This is a genomic window from Actinobacillus porcinus (assembly GCF_901764995.1).
Taxonomy (GTDB): Bacteria; Pseudomonadota; Gammaproteobacteria; order Enterobacterales; family Pasteurellaceae; genus Exercitatus; species Exercitatus porcinus.
Window position 1 is genome coordinate 22,443 of record NZ_CABFKI010000002.1, and the last position, 15,471, is coordinate 37,913.

17 protein-coding genes are annotated in these 15,471 nt (G+C 44.0%); 15 read left to right on the forward strand and 2 right to left on the reverse strand.

Annotation, left to right across the window (positions count from 1 at the left end; all coding sequences use genetic code 11):
• The first annotated feature begins 59 nt into the window (after positions 1–59).
• The 13 genes from hisD to E7T07_RS01570 all read left to right on the forward strand — a co-directional run bounded on the left by hisD (position 60) and on the right by E7T07_RS01570 (position 11,038).
• Positions 60–1,340, forward strand: a complete 1,281-nt coding sequence (gene hisD / locus E7T07_RS01510; RefSeq protein WP_135709174.1) for a histidinol dehydrogenase — start codon at positions 60–62, stop codon at positions 1,338–1,340.
• Between the two features lie 101 nt (positions 1,341–1,441).
• Positions 1,442–2,503 (forward strand): histidinol-phosphate transaminase, encoded by a 1,062-nt coding sequence (gene hisC / locus E7T07_RS01515; protein WP_135709175.1) that lies wholly within the window; start codon positions 1,442–1,444, stop codon positions 2,501–2,503.
• Positions 2,504–2,574: 71 nt separating this feature from the next.
• Positions 2,575–3,030, forward strand: a complete 456-nt coding sequence (tnpA, locus tag E7T07_RS01520; protein ID WP_135709176.1) for an IS200/IS605 family transposase — start codon at positions 2,575–2,577, stop codon at positions 3,028–3,030.
• 88 nt (positions 3,031–3,118) lie between these two features.
• Positions 3,119–4,207 (forward strand): bifunctional histidinol-phosphatase/imidazoleglycerol-phosphate dehydratase HisB, encoded by a 1,089-nt coding sequence (hisB, locus tag E7T07_RS01525; protein ID WP_135709177.1) that lies wholly within the window; start codon positions 3,119–3,121, stop codon positions 4,205–4,207.
• 102 nt (positions 4,208–4,309) lie between these two features.
• Positions 4,310–4,843 (forward strand): hypothetical protein, encoded by a 534-nt coding sequence (locus tag E7T07_RS01530; protein ID WP_135709178.1) that lies wholly within the window; start codon positions 4,310–4,312, stop codon positions 4,841–4,843.
• Positions 4,844–4,854: 11 nt separating this feature from the next.
• The gene (gene hisH, locus E7T07_RS01535) at positions 4,855–5,448 is read left to right on the forward strand and encodes an imidazole glycerol phosphate synthase subunit HisH (protein ID WP_135709179.1); all 594 of its coding nucleotides are present in this window, start codon (positions 4,855–4,857) and stop codon (positions 5,446–5,448) included.
• Positions 5,448–6,104 (forward strand): MOSC domain-containing protein, encoded by a 657-nt coding sequence (locus E7T07_RS01540; protein ID WP_135709180.1) that lies wholly within the window; start codon positions 5,448–5,450, stop codon positions 6,102–6,104. The genes hisH and E7T07_RS01540 overlap by 1 nt, the downstream gene beginning before the upstream one ends.
• 60 nt (positions 6,105–6,164) lie before the next feature.
• The gene (gene hisA / locus E7T07_RS01545) at positions 6,165–6,914 is read left to right on the forward strand and encodes a 1-(5-phosphoribosyl)-5-[(5-phosphoribosylamino)methylideneamino]imidazole-4-carboxamide isomerase (RefSeq protein ID WP_135709181.1); all 750 of its coding nucleotides are present in this window, start codon (positions 6,165–6,167) and stop codon (positions 6,912–6,914) included.
• On the forward strand, positions 6,896–7,672 hold the full coding sequence (hisF, locus tag E7T07_RS01550; RefSeq protein WP_135709182.1) for an imidazole glycerol phosphate synthase subunit HisF: 777 nt from the start codon (positions 6,896–6,898) through the stop codon (positions 7,670–7,672). Before hisA ends, hisF begins: the two co-directional genes overlap by 19 nt.
• Before the next feature lie 4 nt (positions 7,673–7,676).
• Positions 7,677–8,291 (forward strand): DUF2726 domain-containing protein, encoded by a 615-nt coding sequence (locus tag E7T07_RS01555; protein ID WP_135709183.1) that lies wholly within the window; start codon positions 7,677–7,679, stop codon positions 8,289–8,291.
• Positions 8,292–8,358: 67 nt separating this feature from the next.
• Complete coding sequence (gene hisIE, locus E7T07_RS01560; protein WP_135709184.1) at positions 8,359–9,000, forward strand: bifunctional phosphoribosyl-AMP cyclohydrolase/phosphoribosyl-ATP diphosphatase HisIE; 642 nt, start codon at positions 8,359–8,361, stop codon at positions 8,998–9,000.
• A 134-nt stretch (positions 9,001–9,134) separates the two neighbouring features.
• Positions 9,135–9,761: a uracil phosphoribosyltransferase gene (upp, locus tag E7T07_RS01565; RefSeq protein WP_135709185.1), complete on the forward strand. Its 627-nt coding sequence runs from the start codon at positions 9,135–9,137 to the stop codon at positions 9,759–9,761.
• 47 nt (positions 9,762–9,808) lie between these two features.
• The gene (locus E7T07_RS01570) at positions 9,809–11,038 is read left to right on the forward strand and encodes a nucleobase:cation symporter-2 family protein (RefSeq protein WP_135709186.1); all 1,230 of its coding nucleotides are present in this window, start codon (positions 9,809–9,811) and stop codon (positions 11,036–11,038) included.
• A gap of 94 nt (positions 11,039–11,132) precedes the next feature.
• On the opposite strand, the gene E7T07_RS01575 is transcribed toward E7T07_RS01570, so the two are convergent.
• Together E7T07_RS01575 and cysS are read right to left on the reverse strand one after the other, a co-directional pair.
• Positions 11,133–11,957, reverse strand: coding sequence for a class II glutamine amidotransferase (locus E7T07_RS01575; protein WP_135709187.1), 825 nt, complete (start codon positions 11,955–11,957; stop codon positions 11,133–11,135).
• Positions 11,958–12,101: 144 nt separating this feature from the next.
• On the reverse strand, positions 12,102–13,478 hold the full coding sequence (cysS, locus tag E7T07_RS01580; protein WP_135709188.1) for a cysteine--tRNA ligase: 1,377 nt from the start codon (positions 13,476–13,478) through the stop codon (positions 12,102–12,104).
• A gap of 108 nt (positions 13,479–13,586) precedes the next feature.
• Between cysS and E7T07_RS01585 the strand changes: the two genes are divergently transcribed.
• A complete protein-coding gene (locus E7T07_RS01585) occupies positions 13,587–14,096 on the forward strand; it encodes a peptidylprolyl isomerase (protein WP_135709189.1) in 510 nt (169 codons plus the stop codon).
• A gap of 42 nt (positions 14,097–14,138) precedes the next feature.
• Positions 14,139–15,470: an exodeoxyribonuclease VII large subunit gene (xseA, locus tag E7T07_RS01590; protein ID WP_135709190.1), complete on the forward strand. Its 1,332-nt coding sequence runs from the start codon at positions 14,139–14,141 to the stop codon at positions 15,468–15,470.
• Position 15,471 lies beyond the last annotated feature (1 nt).

Below are 15,471 nucleotides of genomic sequence, written 5' to 3' on the forward strand. Positions count from 1 at the left end.
GCTCAATTATACGTAACCTAGTACGGCTTTGCCGTGCTAGGCAGAAAAGGAACGATACTATGCAAACCCTCATTTGGAACAACTTAACTGAAACCGAAAAACAAGCAGCTCTTTCTCGTCCTGCGCAATTAGTGGGCGAGAGTGTTACGCAAGCGGTTGAAAAAATTAAACAAAATGTCAAAACCAACGGCGATAAAGCCCTGTTTGAATTAGCGGAGCAGTTTGACCGCATTAAACTCGATAGCCTTGTGATTTCTGCCGAACAGATCGCACAGGCAGCAAGCCGTATTCCTGACGAACTCAAGCAAGCCATTCAAAATGCCAAACGCAACATTGAGCGTTTTCACAACGCTCAACTTCCGCAAGGTGTGGATATTGAAACTCAAGCAGGTGTGCGTTGCCAAGTGCTGACACGCCCTATTCAGCGTGTGGGTTTGTATATCCCAGGCGGTTCAGCGCCACTATTTTCAACAGTGTTGATGCTTGCTATTCCTGCCAAAATTGCCGGCTGTAAGAAAATCGTTCTTTGCTCACCGCCGCCGATTGCCGATGAAATCCTTTACACCGCCAACCTATGCGGCGTGGAAACCATTTATGCCGTAGGTGGTGCGCAAGCGGTGTTTGCTATGGCAAACGGTACAGAAACAGTGGCGAAAGTGGATAAAATCTTCGGGCCGGGCAACGCTTTTGTCACCGAGGCAAAACGTCAAGTGGTGCAAGAAGGCACAGCAATTGATATGCCGGCAGGGCCTTCGGAAGTATTAGTCATTGCCGATGAAAATGCCGATCCTGATTTTGTTGCCAGCGACTTACTTTCTCAAGCAGAACACGGTGCCGACAGCCAAGTAATTTTGGTCACACCAAGCGAAACATTGGCAAAACAGACCGCACTTTCTATCGAAAATCAACTGGCACAATTACCACGTGCAGAAACCGCACGCAAAGCCCTTTCACACAGCCGCACCTTTATTGCCGACAGCATCGAACAAGCGGTGGAAATTAGCAACGAATATGCGCCTGAACATTTGGTGGTGCAAGTGGAAAATGCCCGAGACTTGCTCGACAGCCTAGACAATGCCGGCTCGATTTTCTTAGGCGCATATAGCCCCGAAAGTATGGGCGACTACGCCAGCGGCACCAACCACGTGCTGCCGACCTACGGTTACACTCGTACAACATCCAGTTTGGGTCTGGCTGATTTCAGCAAACGAATGACTGTGCAAGAACTCACGCCACAGGGTTTTAAAGATCTCGCAAAAACCGTAGAACTGATGGCAGCAGCGGAGCAGTTGGATGCGCATAAGCAGGCGGTGTCGATTAGATTGGCGAAGATAAAATAATCCGTAGGGGCGAAATATTTTTCGCCCTGAATTCCCCACGATGTTTTGGGGCAAAAAATATTTTGCCCCTACAAATAAAAATGCAAATACAGGAAAGAAATATGACAATCTCACAACTCTCCAGAAAAAACATCCAAGCTCTTACCCCATACCAATCTGCACGCCGTTTGGGTGGTTCGGGCGATGTGTGGCTGAATGCCAATGAATACCCGACTTCGCCGGCTATTGACGTGCAATTATCGGCGTTTAACCGCTATCCCGAGGCGCAACCTGAAGGCGTGGTTAAGGGCTATGCGGCTTATGCAGGTGTGAAACCTGAGCAAGTCATTACCACCCGTGGCGGCGATGAAAGTATTGAATTGATTATCCGCGCTTTTTGTGAACCGACCGATAGCGTGTTGTACTGTCCGCCGACTTATGGAATGTACAGCGTGTCGGCGGAGACCTGTGGCATTGCGCTCAAAACCGTCCCTTTAACTGCGGATTTCCAACTTAATTTACCTGAAATTGAACGCAATTTGGACGGGGTGAAAGTGGTGTTTGTGTGTAGCCCTAACAACCCAACAGGTACGTTGGTCAAGCGGTCGGATTTGCTCAAACTTTTGCAAATCACCGCAGGCAAAGCGATTGTGGTGGTGGACGAGGCTTATATCGAATTCTGCCCGCAAGCAACAATGGTCAATGAGCTGCCAAATTATCCGCACTTAGCCATTATCCGCACGCTCTCCAAAGCCTTTGCTCTTGCCGGCTTGCGTTGCGGCTTTACCCTTGCTAATGAAGAATTGATCGGCGTGCTACAAAAAGTCATCGCCCCTTACCCACAACCTACCCCTGTAACCGACATCGCTACCCAAGCCTTAACTGCTCAAGGCTTGAGCGAAATGCAACAACGTGTTGCCGATGTGCTAGAAAACCGCACCTGGTTAATTGAGCAACTCAAAAAAACCCCAAACGTGGTTGAGATTTTTGACACTGAGGCTAACTATGTACTGGTAAAATTCCAAGACGGACAAAAGGTGTTCAAAGCCTTGTGGGAAAAAGGGATTATCTTACGTGACCAACACAAAGCGTTGGGGTTACAGAATTGTATTCGGATTTCTATTGGCACGAGAGAAGAGTTGGAAAGAACGGTGGAGGCGATTGGGGGCGTAAGAGTAATATAGGCAACTCCCCCGTACTACGTACGGGGTTAATCTAGTTGCATTGCTCTGCAATGCAGGATTGGAGATACATCTTGAGTTATACCAAAGCAATATACCATATTATTTTTCGTACAAAATTCGGTGATCCAACAATTTGTGAAGAAAATGAAAAGCAGCTATATAACTACATTTGGGGCATAATCAAAGAGTTAAAATGTGATTTATACCAAATAAATGGAATGCCTGATCATCTTCATTTATTAGTTGATTTACATCCGATGATTTCAATCGGTGAATTTGTGCAAAAAATTAAGATCAGTTCACATAACTGGATTGATCAAAATAAGACGTTATTTCCTGATTTTTATGCTTGGTCGATAGGCTACTGTGCCTTGACATATAGTGAGTTAGAAAAAGAAAAAATCAAGAATTACATCAAAAAACAAAAAGAACACCATAAATCACAAAATTTTATGGATGAAACTAAATTTCTACTGACATCGGCAGGAATTGAAATTAACGAAAAATATTTCGAAAGAGACATATAATTTATGTAACAAAAGAGTGCAGAGCACTCTCACTAGATTAACCCCGTATGTAATACGGGGAAAAACAACAGCAAAAAAGGAAAAAATTATGCAACCAACCCTTTTCATCGACCGTGACGGCACCTTAATTGACGAACCAAAAACCGATTTTCAAATCGACAGTTTAGAAAAACTCAAATTTGAGCCGAATGTGATCCCTGCCTTGCTCAAGCTCAAACACAAATACCGCTTTGTAATGGTCAGCAATCAGGACGGCTTAGGCACGAGTTCATTTCCACAAGAGACTTTCGACAAACCGCACAATGCAATGATGGAACTATTCCGCTCGCAAGGTATTGAGTTTGATGACGTGTTAATTTGTCCACACAAACCGGAAGACAACTGCGATTGCCGCAAACCGAAAACCAAGCTGTTACAAAAATATATTGACCGTGAACTGTTCGACCCTGCCACCAGTTTTGTCATCGGCGACCGTGCTACAGACGTTCAGTTGGCGGAAAATCTTGGTATTCGTGCCTTACAATATCATCCTGAAAAATTAAATTGGGATTTGATTGCGGAAAAATTACTTGGCGAGCCAGTGACTAACATCGGCGACCGCCAACCACGCTATGTAGAAGTGGTGCGTAAAACCAAAGAGACTGACATCAAAGTGCAAGTGTGGCTAGACGAAACGGGTGTGAACGACATTAAAACGGGCGTGGGCTTTTTTGACCATATGCTCGACCAAATCGCCACCCACGGCGGTTTCCGTATGAACATCTCGTGCAAAGGCGACCTCTGGATTGACGAACACCACACCGTTGAAGACACCGCCCTTGCCCTTGGCACTGCCTTAAAACAAGCCATCGGCGACAAACGCGGTATCGCCCGTTTCGGTTTTGTGTTGCCAATGGACGAATGTCAAGCTCAATGCGCAATGGATTTATCCGGCAGACCGTTTATTAAATTCAAAGCAGATTTCAAGCGTGAAAAAGTGGGCGATTTCAGCACCGAATTGACAGAGCATTTCTTCCAATCTATCGCCTTCACGATGCTTGCCACTTTGCATATCAAAGCCAAAGGCGACAATGATCATCACAAAATCGAAAGCCTGTTTAAAGTATTCGGCAGAACCTTACGCCAAGCTATTCGCATTGAAGGGAATGAGTTGCCGAGTAGTAAAGGCGTATTGTAATGTTGTAAGGGAGAATTATATTCGCCCTAAAGTGCGGTTGGAATTTGCAAAGTTTTTGGGAAGTTTTAACCATTTTTATTCTATATTCTTAAGGAAAATAATATGAAAAAATTAGCTTTATCTTTCATTGCTTTAATTATGACAGGTTGTGCTTCAACTGAATTATCAACTCAAGATGCAACTTATGATTCAGCAACACAATCACGGATTCGTTTGTATGGCCAAAATGGAAGACCTACGATTATGACAGTAGAAATTAATGGAAAAACAGAAGAGGTAAATGTTGGTGGTGGCGTTGGACAAGCCTTTGCATCATTGGCTGGAGTCAAAGGAAATGAAAGTATCGGCATGCCAGAAACTGAATTTAGTAAAAATCCAGGTCAATTCTCAACGATTGGTTCAAAGGCATTTTTTAAAGAATTTATTGTACCCGCAAATAGCAAAATTATGGTACGTAATACAATCCAAACTCCACCACATATTAAGTCTATTTCTACTGATGGTACTCAAACATATGTGATTTATAACTGCTCAGGTAATGAAATTACATTGAGTACTAAAGCAGGTAAGGATTATGAAGTTTTACCAAGCGCATCAACAGCAGAATGTGGTGTAACAATATCCGAAATTAACTAAAAGGTTGAGTAATGCCAAATATCACTATCATCGACACAGGCTGTGCAAACCTGTCTTCTGTAAAATTTGCATTCGATCGCTTGGGGATTCAAGCGGAAATTAGCCGTGATTTAGCGAAAATCAAATCGGCGGATAAATTGCTGTTACCGGGCGTGGGCACGGCGATGGCAGCGATGAAAAATCTGCAGGATCGTCAGCTGATTGACACTATTCAAAACGCTACTCAACCGATGCTTGGCATCTGTTTGGGGATGCAGTTGATGACGGAGTTTTCCACCGAAGGTAATGTGGAAACTTTGCACCTGATGAGTGGCAAAACGGAGTTAATTCCGAATACAGGCTTGCCGTTGCCGCATATGGGTTGGAACCGTGTGCGTTATGCGGCGGATCATCCGTTGTTTGCCGGCATTGAACAAGACAGCCACTTCTATTTTGTGCATAGTTATGCGGTGCTACCGAATGAAAACACCATTGCGACCAGCAACTATGGCGTGGATTTTTCAGCGGCGATTGCGAGCAAAAACTTTTATGGTGTGCAGTTCCACCCTGAGCGTTCGGGTAAAAACGGGGCGCAGTTGTTGAAAAATTTTGTGGAGAATATCTAATGGCGGAAGTGTTAGCCTTAAAAGTCGGTTTGGTAGAAAACATCACTTTTGCAGACGGTACAACCTTAGAAAGTGCTATTCGCAAGCAACCAGTGGACAAAATCACCGTTCACGAATTAGGGGCAGAAGGCAATGATGTAGGCTTGAAAGCTCACCACGGCGGTGTGGATAAAGCGTTGTTTTTTATGGCGGAAAAAACCTTTGAAAAATTGACCGCACTTATCGGTAAAGATTTCGATTGGAAAAATACAGCGATTTACGGCGAGAATTTTATCGTTTCCGAATTGGATGAAACCAACGTTTGTGTGGGCGACCGTTATCAAATCGGCGATGTGATTTTAGAAGTCTCGCAACCACGCAAACCTTGTGAGCGGTTGTCGCTTAATTCTGAGTGTGCGGAGACGCAAAAAATCGTGCGAGAGCAAGGTTTAACAGGTTGGTATGTGCGTGTGGTTCAAACCGGCGTTTGCAAAAAAGGCGACAAAATCCACCGCTTGCAACGCCCGTATCCAGATTTAAACATTATGCATCTAAACCAACTTGCCGCACAAAAAACAACAGAGGTAATGCGTGCGGAGTTAGAAAAAGCCTTAGCTTGTGAAGTGCTGGCAGAGGCGTTTAAGCGGACGTTGAGAACACAATTATCAAGAATTTAACTACCCTTCCCCTCGCCCGCTTGCGGGAGAGGGGAAGGATTGATACAAGGAACAAACACAATGAAAAAATCCATTATTATTCCCGCCCTTGATTTGATTGATGGGCAGGTGGTGCGGTTGCACCAAGGCGATTATGCCAAACAGACGACTTATAGCGATAATCCGATTGAGCAATTTGCCGGCTACCTTGCACAAGGGGCGGAGCAGTTGCATTTGGTGGATTTGACGGGGGCGAAAGATCCTGCCAAAAGACAGACCGCACTTATCGGTGAGATTATTGCGGCGACCAAATGTAAAATCCAAGTGGGCGGCGGTATTCGCACGGAGCAAGATGTGGCGGATTTATTGGCGGTGGGAGCGAACCGTGTGGTGATTGGCTCCACAGCGGTCAAAGAACGTGAGATAGTCAAGGGCTGGTTTAACAAATACGGCGCAGAAAAATTCGTGTTAGCGTTGGACGTGAACATTGATGCAAGCGGTCGAAAAATCATTGCGATTAGCGGTTGGCAAGAGGCAAGCGGCGTGTCGCTGGAAGAATTGATTGACGATTTCCAATCGGTCGGTTTGCAGCACGTTTTATGTACGGACATTTCTCGTGACGGCACGTTGGCGGGGTCAAACGTGGATTTGTATAAAGAAATTTGTGCCAAATATCCTGATGTGAATTTCCAATCATCGGGCGGTATCGGTTCTCTTGCGGATATTCAAGCGTTAAAAGGCACAGGCGTGGCTGGCGTAATCGTGGGGCGTGCGCTGTTGGAAGGTAAATTTAATGTAGCGGAGGCAATCGAATGTTGGCAAAACGGATAATCCCTTGTTTAGACGTGCGTGACGGACAAGTAGTCAAAGGCGTGCAGTTCCGCAATCACGAAATTATCGGCGATATCGTGCCCCTTGCTAAACGCTATGCGGAAGAAGGTGCAGACGAATTGGTGTTCTATGATATTACCGCCTCATCAGACGGTAGAACGGTAGATAAAAGCTGGGTGGAGCGTGTGGCGGAAGTGATCGATATTCCATTTTGCGTGGCGGGTGGCATTAAAACCATTGACGATGCAGAGCAGATTTTTGCCTTCGGCGCCGATAAAATTTCCATAAATTCGCCCGCACTTGCGGATCCTGATCTGATTTCCCGCCTTGCAGATCGCTTTGGCGTGCAAGCGATTGTGGTGGGCATTGATAGCTGGTTCGAAAAAGAAACAGGCAAGTATTGGGTCAATCAATACACTGGTGATGAAAAACGCACCCGACAAACCGACTGGCAGCTGCTCGATTGGGTGCAAGAAGTGCAAAAACGAGGCGCCGGCGAAATCGTGCTAAATATGATGAACCAAGACGGCGTACGCGACGGCTATGATTTAGTCCAACTGAAAAAAGTGCGTGAAGTCTGCCACGTGCCGCTAATCGCCTCAGGCGGTGCAGGGGAAATGATACATTTCCGTGATGCGTTTGTGGAAGCCAATGTGGATGGCGCGTTAGCGGCGAGCGTGTTTCATAAGCAGATTATCAATATTGGGGAGTTGAAAGAGTATCTTGCTAAAGAAAATGTTGAAATAAGAAGAGGTTAATAAAGTGAATAATTCTATTGTTATTATTTCATCAATTATTATTTTTATTTTAGTATTAATTTTTAGTCCTAAAACTCACCGTACTAAGAGAATAACAAAATATAGACGAGGAGAGCCTGTTTTTTATTATCAAGAAGATAATAAAAGTTCTTTTCAAAATGAGCGCATAAAACAAATTTTAAATACCAATTTTAAATCTAGGCAATTAATGAATAAAGCTGAATATAAAGTTTTCTGTGCATTAGAGAAACTTTTGTTAGAAAAGCATAGAGAACAAAATTATCGGCTATTTGTTCAGGTAGGATTAGGAGGTCTGATTGATCCACCTAAAAAGTTAGATGATTGTACCAAAGAGGAAAAGGATGCTTTTTGGGCAATCAACCATTTGCGCGCTGACTTTTTAATTATTGATAGATTTGGTAAGCCGGTTCTTGTTATTGAATATCAAGGCTCTGGTCATAGAGTGGAAAATTCTAGCGATCGAGATACTAGAAAACGTTATGCCTGTCAAAAAGTAGGTGTAGATTTAATTGAAGTATTTGAACACTCAAAAGAATTTGAATGTGAGAAAATTTCATTATTGCTTAATGCTCACTACGCTAAGATAGCAAATAAATAAAATTGGCGATTTAATTATTTATAACCTAGTACGGCTTGCCGTGCCAGGAAAAAACAAGGATTAAAGAATGATAAACAAAATAGACTGGCAAAAAGTAGACGGTTTACTCCCTGTGATCGTCCAAAACGCTCAAACCTGTGAAGTGTTAATGCTGGGTTATATGAACCAAGCGGCACTAGACAAAACATTAGCCGAGAAAAAAGTGACGTTTTTCTCACGTACCAAACAACGTTTATGGACGAAAGGGGAAACCTCGGGGCATTTCTTAAACGTGGTGGATATGAGCTTGGATTGTGATAACGACACCTTGCTGATTTTAGCCGATCCGATTGGCGAAACCTGTCATACGGGGGCAGAAAGTTGTTTTCATCAGTTTGAAACCCAATCGGAAGGCGATTGGACGTGGTTTAGCAAATTAGAACGTACTCTTGCCGAACGCAAAAACGCCGATCCTGAAAGCTCTTACACAGCAAAACTTTATGCCAAAGGCACGAAGAAAATTGCACAAAAAGTGGGCGAGGAAGGGGTTGAAACGGCACTGGCGGCGATGGCAAAAGATCGCGAAGAATTAGTTAGCGAAGCGGCAGATTTGGTTTATCACTTAACCGTGTTGCTCCACAACGAAAATCTAGCGTGGCAGGATGTGATTGAAAAACTCAAAGAACGTCATCAAGGAATTGGCTTACATCCTGAAGGGTCGAATAAATAAGATTAAGTGCGGTGAAAAAAATCATAATTTTTACAACCGCACTTTTTTTATGCAATTTTGTGATCTCGCGCATTGAATGAAATACCGAATTTCATTACAATCAAACGATTTTTTTGAATGAAAGGGCAACAAGTATGAAATTGGTCGAAGTAAAACATCCGTTGGTGAAACATAAATTAGGTTTAATGCGTGCAGCAGATATTAGCACGAAGCATTTCCGTGAGTTGGCGACTGAAGTGGGTAGCCTTCTAACTTATGAAGCCACGGCAGATTTAGAAGTGGAAAATGTGATTATTGATGGCTGGTGTGGTGATGTTGAAATCCAGCAAATCAAGGGTAAAAAAGTCACCGTTGTGCCGATTTTACGTGCAGGTTTAGGCATGATGGATGGTGTGTTGGAACATATTCCAAGCGCGCGTATCAGCGTGGTGGGGATGTATCGTAATGAAGAAACCCTAGAGCCGGTACCGTATTTCCAAAAATTAGCCAGCGATTTAGATGAGCGTTTAGCTATTGTTGTTGACCCAATGTTGGCAACAGGCGGTTCAATGATTGCGACTATTGATTTGTTAAAACAACACGGCTGTAAACAAATCAAAGTGTTAGTGTTAGTGGCGGCACCTGAAGGGATTAAAGCGTTGGAAGCCGCGCATCCTGATATTGAAGTTTATACCGCGTCAATTGATAGTCATTTAAATGAACACGGCTACATCATTCCTGGTTTAGGGGATGCCGGCGATAAGATTTTTGGAACAAAATAATTCTTTTTTAGACCGCACTTTAGGGTGCGGTTATTTTTGGAGCAAATATGACAACTCAAATTGAACAACAAAGCAAAGCAAAACAAGCGTTTGTGGGACTGCAAATGCTTTTCGTGGCATTCGGTGCATTGGTGCTCGTGCCGTTAATTACAGGCTTAGACGCGAATACGGCGTTATTAACGGCGGGTGTGGGAACCTTGCTTTTCCAACTGTGTACAGGTAAACAAGTGCCGATTTTCTTGGCATCTTCTTTCGCCTTTATCGCACCGATTCAATACGGCGTACAGGCGTGGGGGATTGCGGCTACGATGGGGGGCTTGGCTTGTACAGGTTTGGTGTATTTAGCCTTAAGTGCTTTGGTAAAATTGCGCGGTGCCGCGATTTTAGAACGCATTTTCCCACCCGTGGTTGTTGGTCCGGTAATCATTATTATCGGTATGGGATTAGCACCTGTCGCGGTAGATATGGCGGTTGGTAAGGGCAGTGCTTATGCCTATAATGACGCGATTTTAGTGTCATTAGTGACCTTGTTAACAACCCTTATCGTTGCGGTTTTCTCGAAAGGTATGATGAAGCTCATTCCAATTATGTTTGGTATCGCTGTGGGCTATATCCTTTGCTTATGCTTAGGGCTAATTAACTTCCAGCCAGTGTTGGATGCCGCTTGGTTTAGCATGCCGAATTTAACGGTACCTGAGTTTAAATTAGAAGCGATTTTATATTTGCTTCCAATTGCCATTGCCCCAGCGGTAGAACACGTGGGCGGTATTATGGCGATTAGCTCAGTGACGGGTAAAGATTTCCTAAAAAAACCGGGATTACACCGCACTTTATTAGGTGACGGCGTGGCAACTGCAGCCGCATCATTGGTTGGTGGTCCACCCAATACCACTTACGCAGAAGTAACCGGTGCGGTGATGTTAACGCGTAACTTTAACCCGAACATTATGACTTGGGCGGCTGTGTGGGCGATTGTGATTTCATTTTGTGGCAAAGTAGGCGCATTCTTATCTACGATCCCAACCATTGTAATGGGCGGTATTATGATGTTGGTATTCGGTTCTATCGCGGTGGTGGGAATGAGTACATTAATTCGCGGTAAAGTGGATGTGACGGAAGCGCGCAATTTATGTATTATTTCTGTGGTGATGACATTTGGTATTGGTGGAATGTTTGTGGATGTAGGCGGAATGTCGATTAAAGGTATTAGCTTATGTGCGATTGTGGCGATTATCCTGAATTTGGTCTTGCCGAAAGCAGAGAATAAGATCGACTAAATGCGGTTAAAATCTAATACATTTTATTGGGGCGAATGATAGAAATTCGCCCTTTTTTGTTTAAAGCAAAGGAGTATGGTTTATCCCTACGAAATTAATGCGTTGCGGCTCCCAACGTGCCGTCATCTTCCATTTCTTTTTTCACACCATGAACTTCACGGATTTTTTCGCCATCTTTGAAAAACACAAAACCGCCGTGTTCCATTTTCGTCCAAGTTTCATTTTGGGTGAGTGGAAAGGTGGTAATTAGCGAGACTTTATCCGCTTCAGTGGTGTAATGGGTAAAATCAATCACCCCGTCATCATCCACGCGCTGTACTTTACCAAAGGGCGCTTGGCGTGTGATGTAGTGAAGGTTGGTGGAACAATGGGCAATCATCCATTCGCCATTAGACAGAATAAAATTAAATGTGCCGTATTGGGAAAGCTGTTTGGTCAGTTCTTGCACCACGGCAAAAATTTCATCTTCCGTAGGTTTTTGGCAATAACGTTTTTTGAGTTGATCGGCAATATAGCAAAATGCCGCTTCCGAGTCCGTATCACCAATAGGGCGGCAATAACAGCCTGATAAATCCGGCAAGGCTTTTAAATTACCGTTATGGGCAAATACCCAATTTTCACCCCAAATTTCACGGATAAACGGGTGGGTGTTCACAATGCTGACATCCCCTTGCGTGGCTTTGCGAATATGAGCGATCACATTGAGGGATTTGATATTATATTGCTTGACGCAATCCGCTACAGCCGATACGGCAGCGGGTTTTTCATCGCGAAAAATGCGTACACCTTTCCCTTCAAAAAAAGCAATACCAAAACCGTCCGAATGAGTATCTGTTAAACCCGCACGGCGACGAAATCCTTCAAATGAAAATACAATATCTGTTGGCACATTACAGTTCATGCCGAGTAATTGACACATAAATTGCCCCGAAAATAACATGTCCCCTATACGCGCCGTATAGGGTTACTTAATCTGAGCCGCGCTGCGGCTCTTTCATTCAGCCCCTGCGGGGCTGGGCTTAAATAACCTAGCACGGCTCGTGCTAGGTTAAACAGTTTAGCCTTAAACCTTACGCCAAGTCGTCCCACCTGCGCCATCTTCCAACACCACGCCCATGGCTTTTAACGCATCGCGTGCCGCATCGGCAGCTGCCCAATCTTTGGCGGCGCGCGCGTCATTACGTTGTTTGATTAAAGCTTCGATTTTAGACACTTCATCATCAGCCGCATTGCCTTGTAGGAAGGCTTCAGGATCTTGTTCTAATAAGCCTAATACGCCGGCTAATTGTTTTAAACGGCTTGCAAGCACGTTGGCTTTGCGTTGATCTTCTGTTTTCAATTTGTTGATTTCACGAGCAAGCTCAAATAACACAGCTAATGCCCCCGGTGTATTGAAATCATCGTCCATAGCGGTTTTGAAATCTGCCACATACTGATCATCTGCACCAAGTTCCACGAATTCACAACCACGAAGTGCGGTGTAAAGGCGTTCTAAAGCTTTGCGCGCTAAGCCAATATTTTCTTCGCTGTAATCTAACAGGCTGCGATATTGTGCGGTTAAGAAGAAATAGCGCACGCTTTCCGCATCATACTTGGTCAAAATATCGCGAATGGTGAAGAAATTATTGAGAGATTTGGACATTTTTTCTTCGTTAATGGTCAGCATCCCTGTGTGCAACCAGTAATTGACATATTCACCATCATGGGCGCAGCAAGATTGTGCGATTTCGTTTTCGTGGTGTGGGAACATTAAATCTGAGCCACCACCATGAATATCAAAATGGTGACCTAATTCTTTGCTGTTCATTGCGGAACATTCAATATGCCAACCCGGGCGACCTTTGCCCCAAGGGCTGTCCCAACTTGGTTCGTTAGGTTTGGACATTTTCCACAACACGAAATCCATCGGGTTTTTCTTCACGGATTTAATTTCAACGCGCGCGCCCGCTTGTAATTGTTCTAAATTTTGGCGTGAAAGTGCGCCGTATTTTTGGAAAGATTCCACATCAAACATCACATCGCCATCTTCCGCCACATAAGCGTGCTTGTGGGCGATAAGGCTTTCCACCATAGCAATAATTTCTGCAATATGTTGGGTAGCACGCGGTTCCACATCGGGACGCTGAATATTTAACGCATCAAAATCTTTGTGCATTTCTGCGATCATACGGTTGACTAATTCATCACAAGTTTCGTTATTTTCCAACGCACGTTTAATGATTTTGTCATCTACATCGGTGATATTGCGTACATAACGCAGGTTGTAACCAAGATAGCGCAAGTAGCGCGTGATCACATCAAAGGACACAAACGTGCGACCATGACCGAAATGACATAAATCATAAACGGTCACACCACACACATACATGCCCACTTGGTTTGGATTAATGGGTTTAAATTCTTCTTTTTCGCGAGTTAAGGTGTTGAAAATTTTTAGCATAATTATTCCGTTAAAATTCTGTGAAATCTAACCGCACTTTATAGCACTAATTCGGTTTTTATGGAATAATGCAAGGCGAAATTTACTCCCAAAATGAAAGGAAAAATAATGATTACATTACACACAAATTTGGGCGATATTAAAATCGCATTGAACCACGAAAAAGCACCGGTAACGGCAAAAAACTTTGAAGATTACTGCAAATCAGGCTTTTATAATAACACAATTTTCCACCGCGTGATTGACGGATTTATGATTCAAGGTGGCGGTATGGAAGCCGGTTTGCGCGAAAAAGCGACCAATGCACCGATTCAAAATGAAGCTAATAATGGTTTAAGCAACAAACGCGGTACCATTGCTATGGCGCGTACTTCTGATCCGCATTCAGCAACCGCGCAATTCTTCATCAACGTAGCAGACAATAATTTCTTAGATCACCGTTCAAAAGAAATGTTTGGCAAAACAGTGGTGCAAGAATGGGGCTATGCGGTGTTTGGCGAAGTGGTTGAAGGCATGGACATCGTGGATAAAATCAAAGGGGTGAAAACCGGCAATAAAGGCTTCCACCAAGATGTGCCTGTGGAAGATATTGTGATTACCTCCGTCACCGTAGAATAACATTTCAGGCGAGCATTGGCTCGCCTTTTTTATGAGAGCTTTATGGACAACGCCAATATTTATTCCGTTTCTCAATTAAACCACGCGGCAAAAATGTTGCTGGAAGGGCAGCTGGGGCAAGTGTGGTTAACCGGGGAAATTTCTAATTTTAGCCAACCTGTTTCGGGGCATTGGTATTTGACGTTAAAAGATGAAAATGCGCAGGTGCGGGCGGCAATGTTTCGTATGAAAAACGTGCGTGTGAGTTTTCGTCCGCAAAATGGTATGCAAGTATTGGTGCGAGCTGCGGTCAGTTTGTATGAGCCGCGCGGAGATTATCAAATTATTATTGATGCCATGCATCCTGCCGGTGAAGGCTTGTTGCAGCAACGGTTTGAACAACTCAAAATGAAGTTGGCGGTGGAAGGGGTGTTTGCACAAAATCTCAAGAAAAATTTACCGCACTTTTGCAAAACGGTGGGTATTGTGACTTCCCCAACGGGGGCAGCGTTGCAAGATATTTTGCATATTTTAAAACGCCGCGATCCTAGCCTGAAAGTCATTATTTACCCAACGGCAGTGCAGGGTAATGAAGCGACTGCTGAAATTGCGCAGATGATTGACTTGGCAAATGCCCGTGATGAAGTGGATGTGTTAATTGTGGGGCGCGGTGGCGGTTCCTTAGAAGATTTATGGTGTTTTAATGAAGAACGGGTCGCGCGCGCGATTTTTAATTCCCATATTCCGATTATTAGCGCAGTAGGGCACGAAACCGATGTGACCATTGCGGATTTTGTAGCGGATGTGCGTGCGCCAACGCCTTCGGCAGCGGCAGAATTGGTAAGCCGTAATCAAGATGAGTTGTGGCAACAATTAAGCCATAAGTGCCAACATTTAGAAATGGCGTTAGATCGTTATTTGAGTGGTAAATATCAAACGTTACAACAACTTAACCTTCGGTTGCAGCGTCAACACCCGCAAATGCAATTGCAGGCACAAAGCCAGAAAACCGCACAATTAGAACAGCGTTTACAAAATGCGATGCAACGCTTAATGGATAAAAATCGTTATAAAATGACCGCACTTTCTACCCGCTTGGCAAATAATCCCTTGCCCCATCAAGTGCAAAAGCAAGGACAATATGTGTCACAACTCCAAGTGCGGTTAGATTTTGCCTTAAAAAATAGTTTGAATAAAAGACAACATCAGTTGGCGAATCTATGCGGTAAATTAGATGGATTAAGTCCACTAAAAGTGTTGTCGCGCGGTTATTCCATTGCGGAAAATGCGCAAGGCAAGGCGTTAACCAGTGTGGCACAAGTTCAGTTAAATGAAAAATTGACCACGCGTTTTGCGGATGGAATAGTGATTAGTCAAGTTATTGAGATTAACTAGT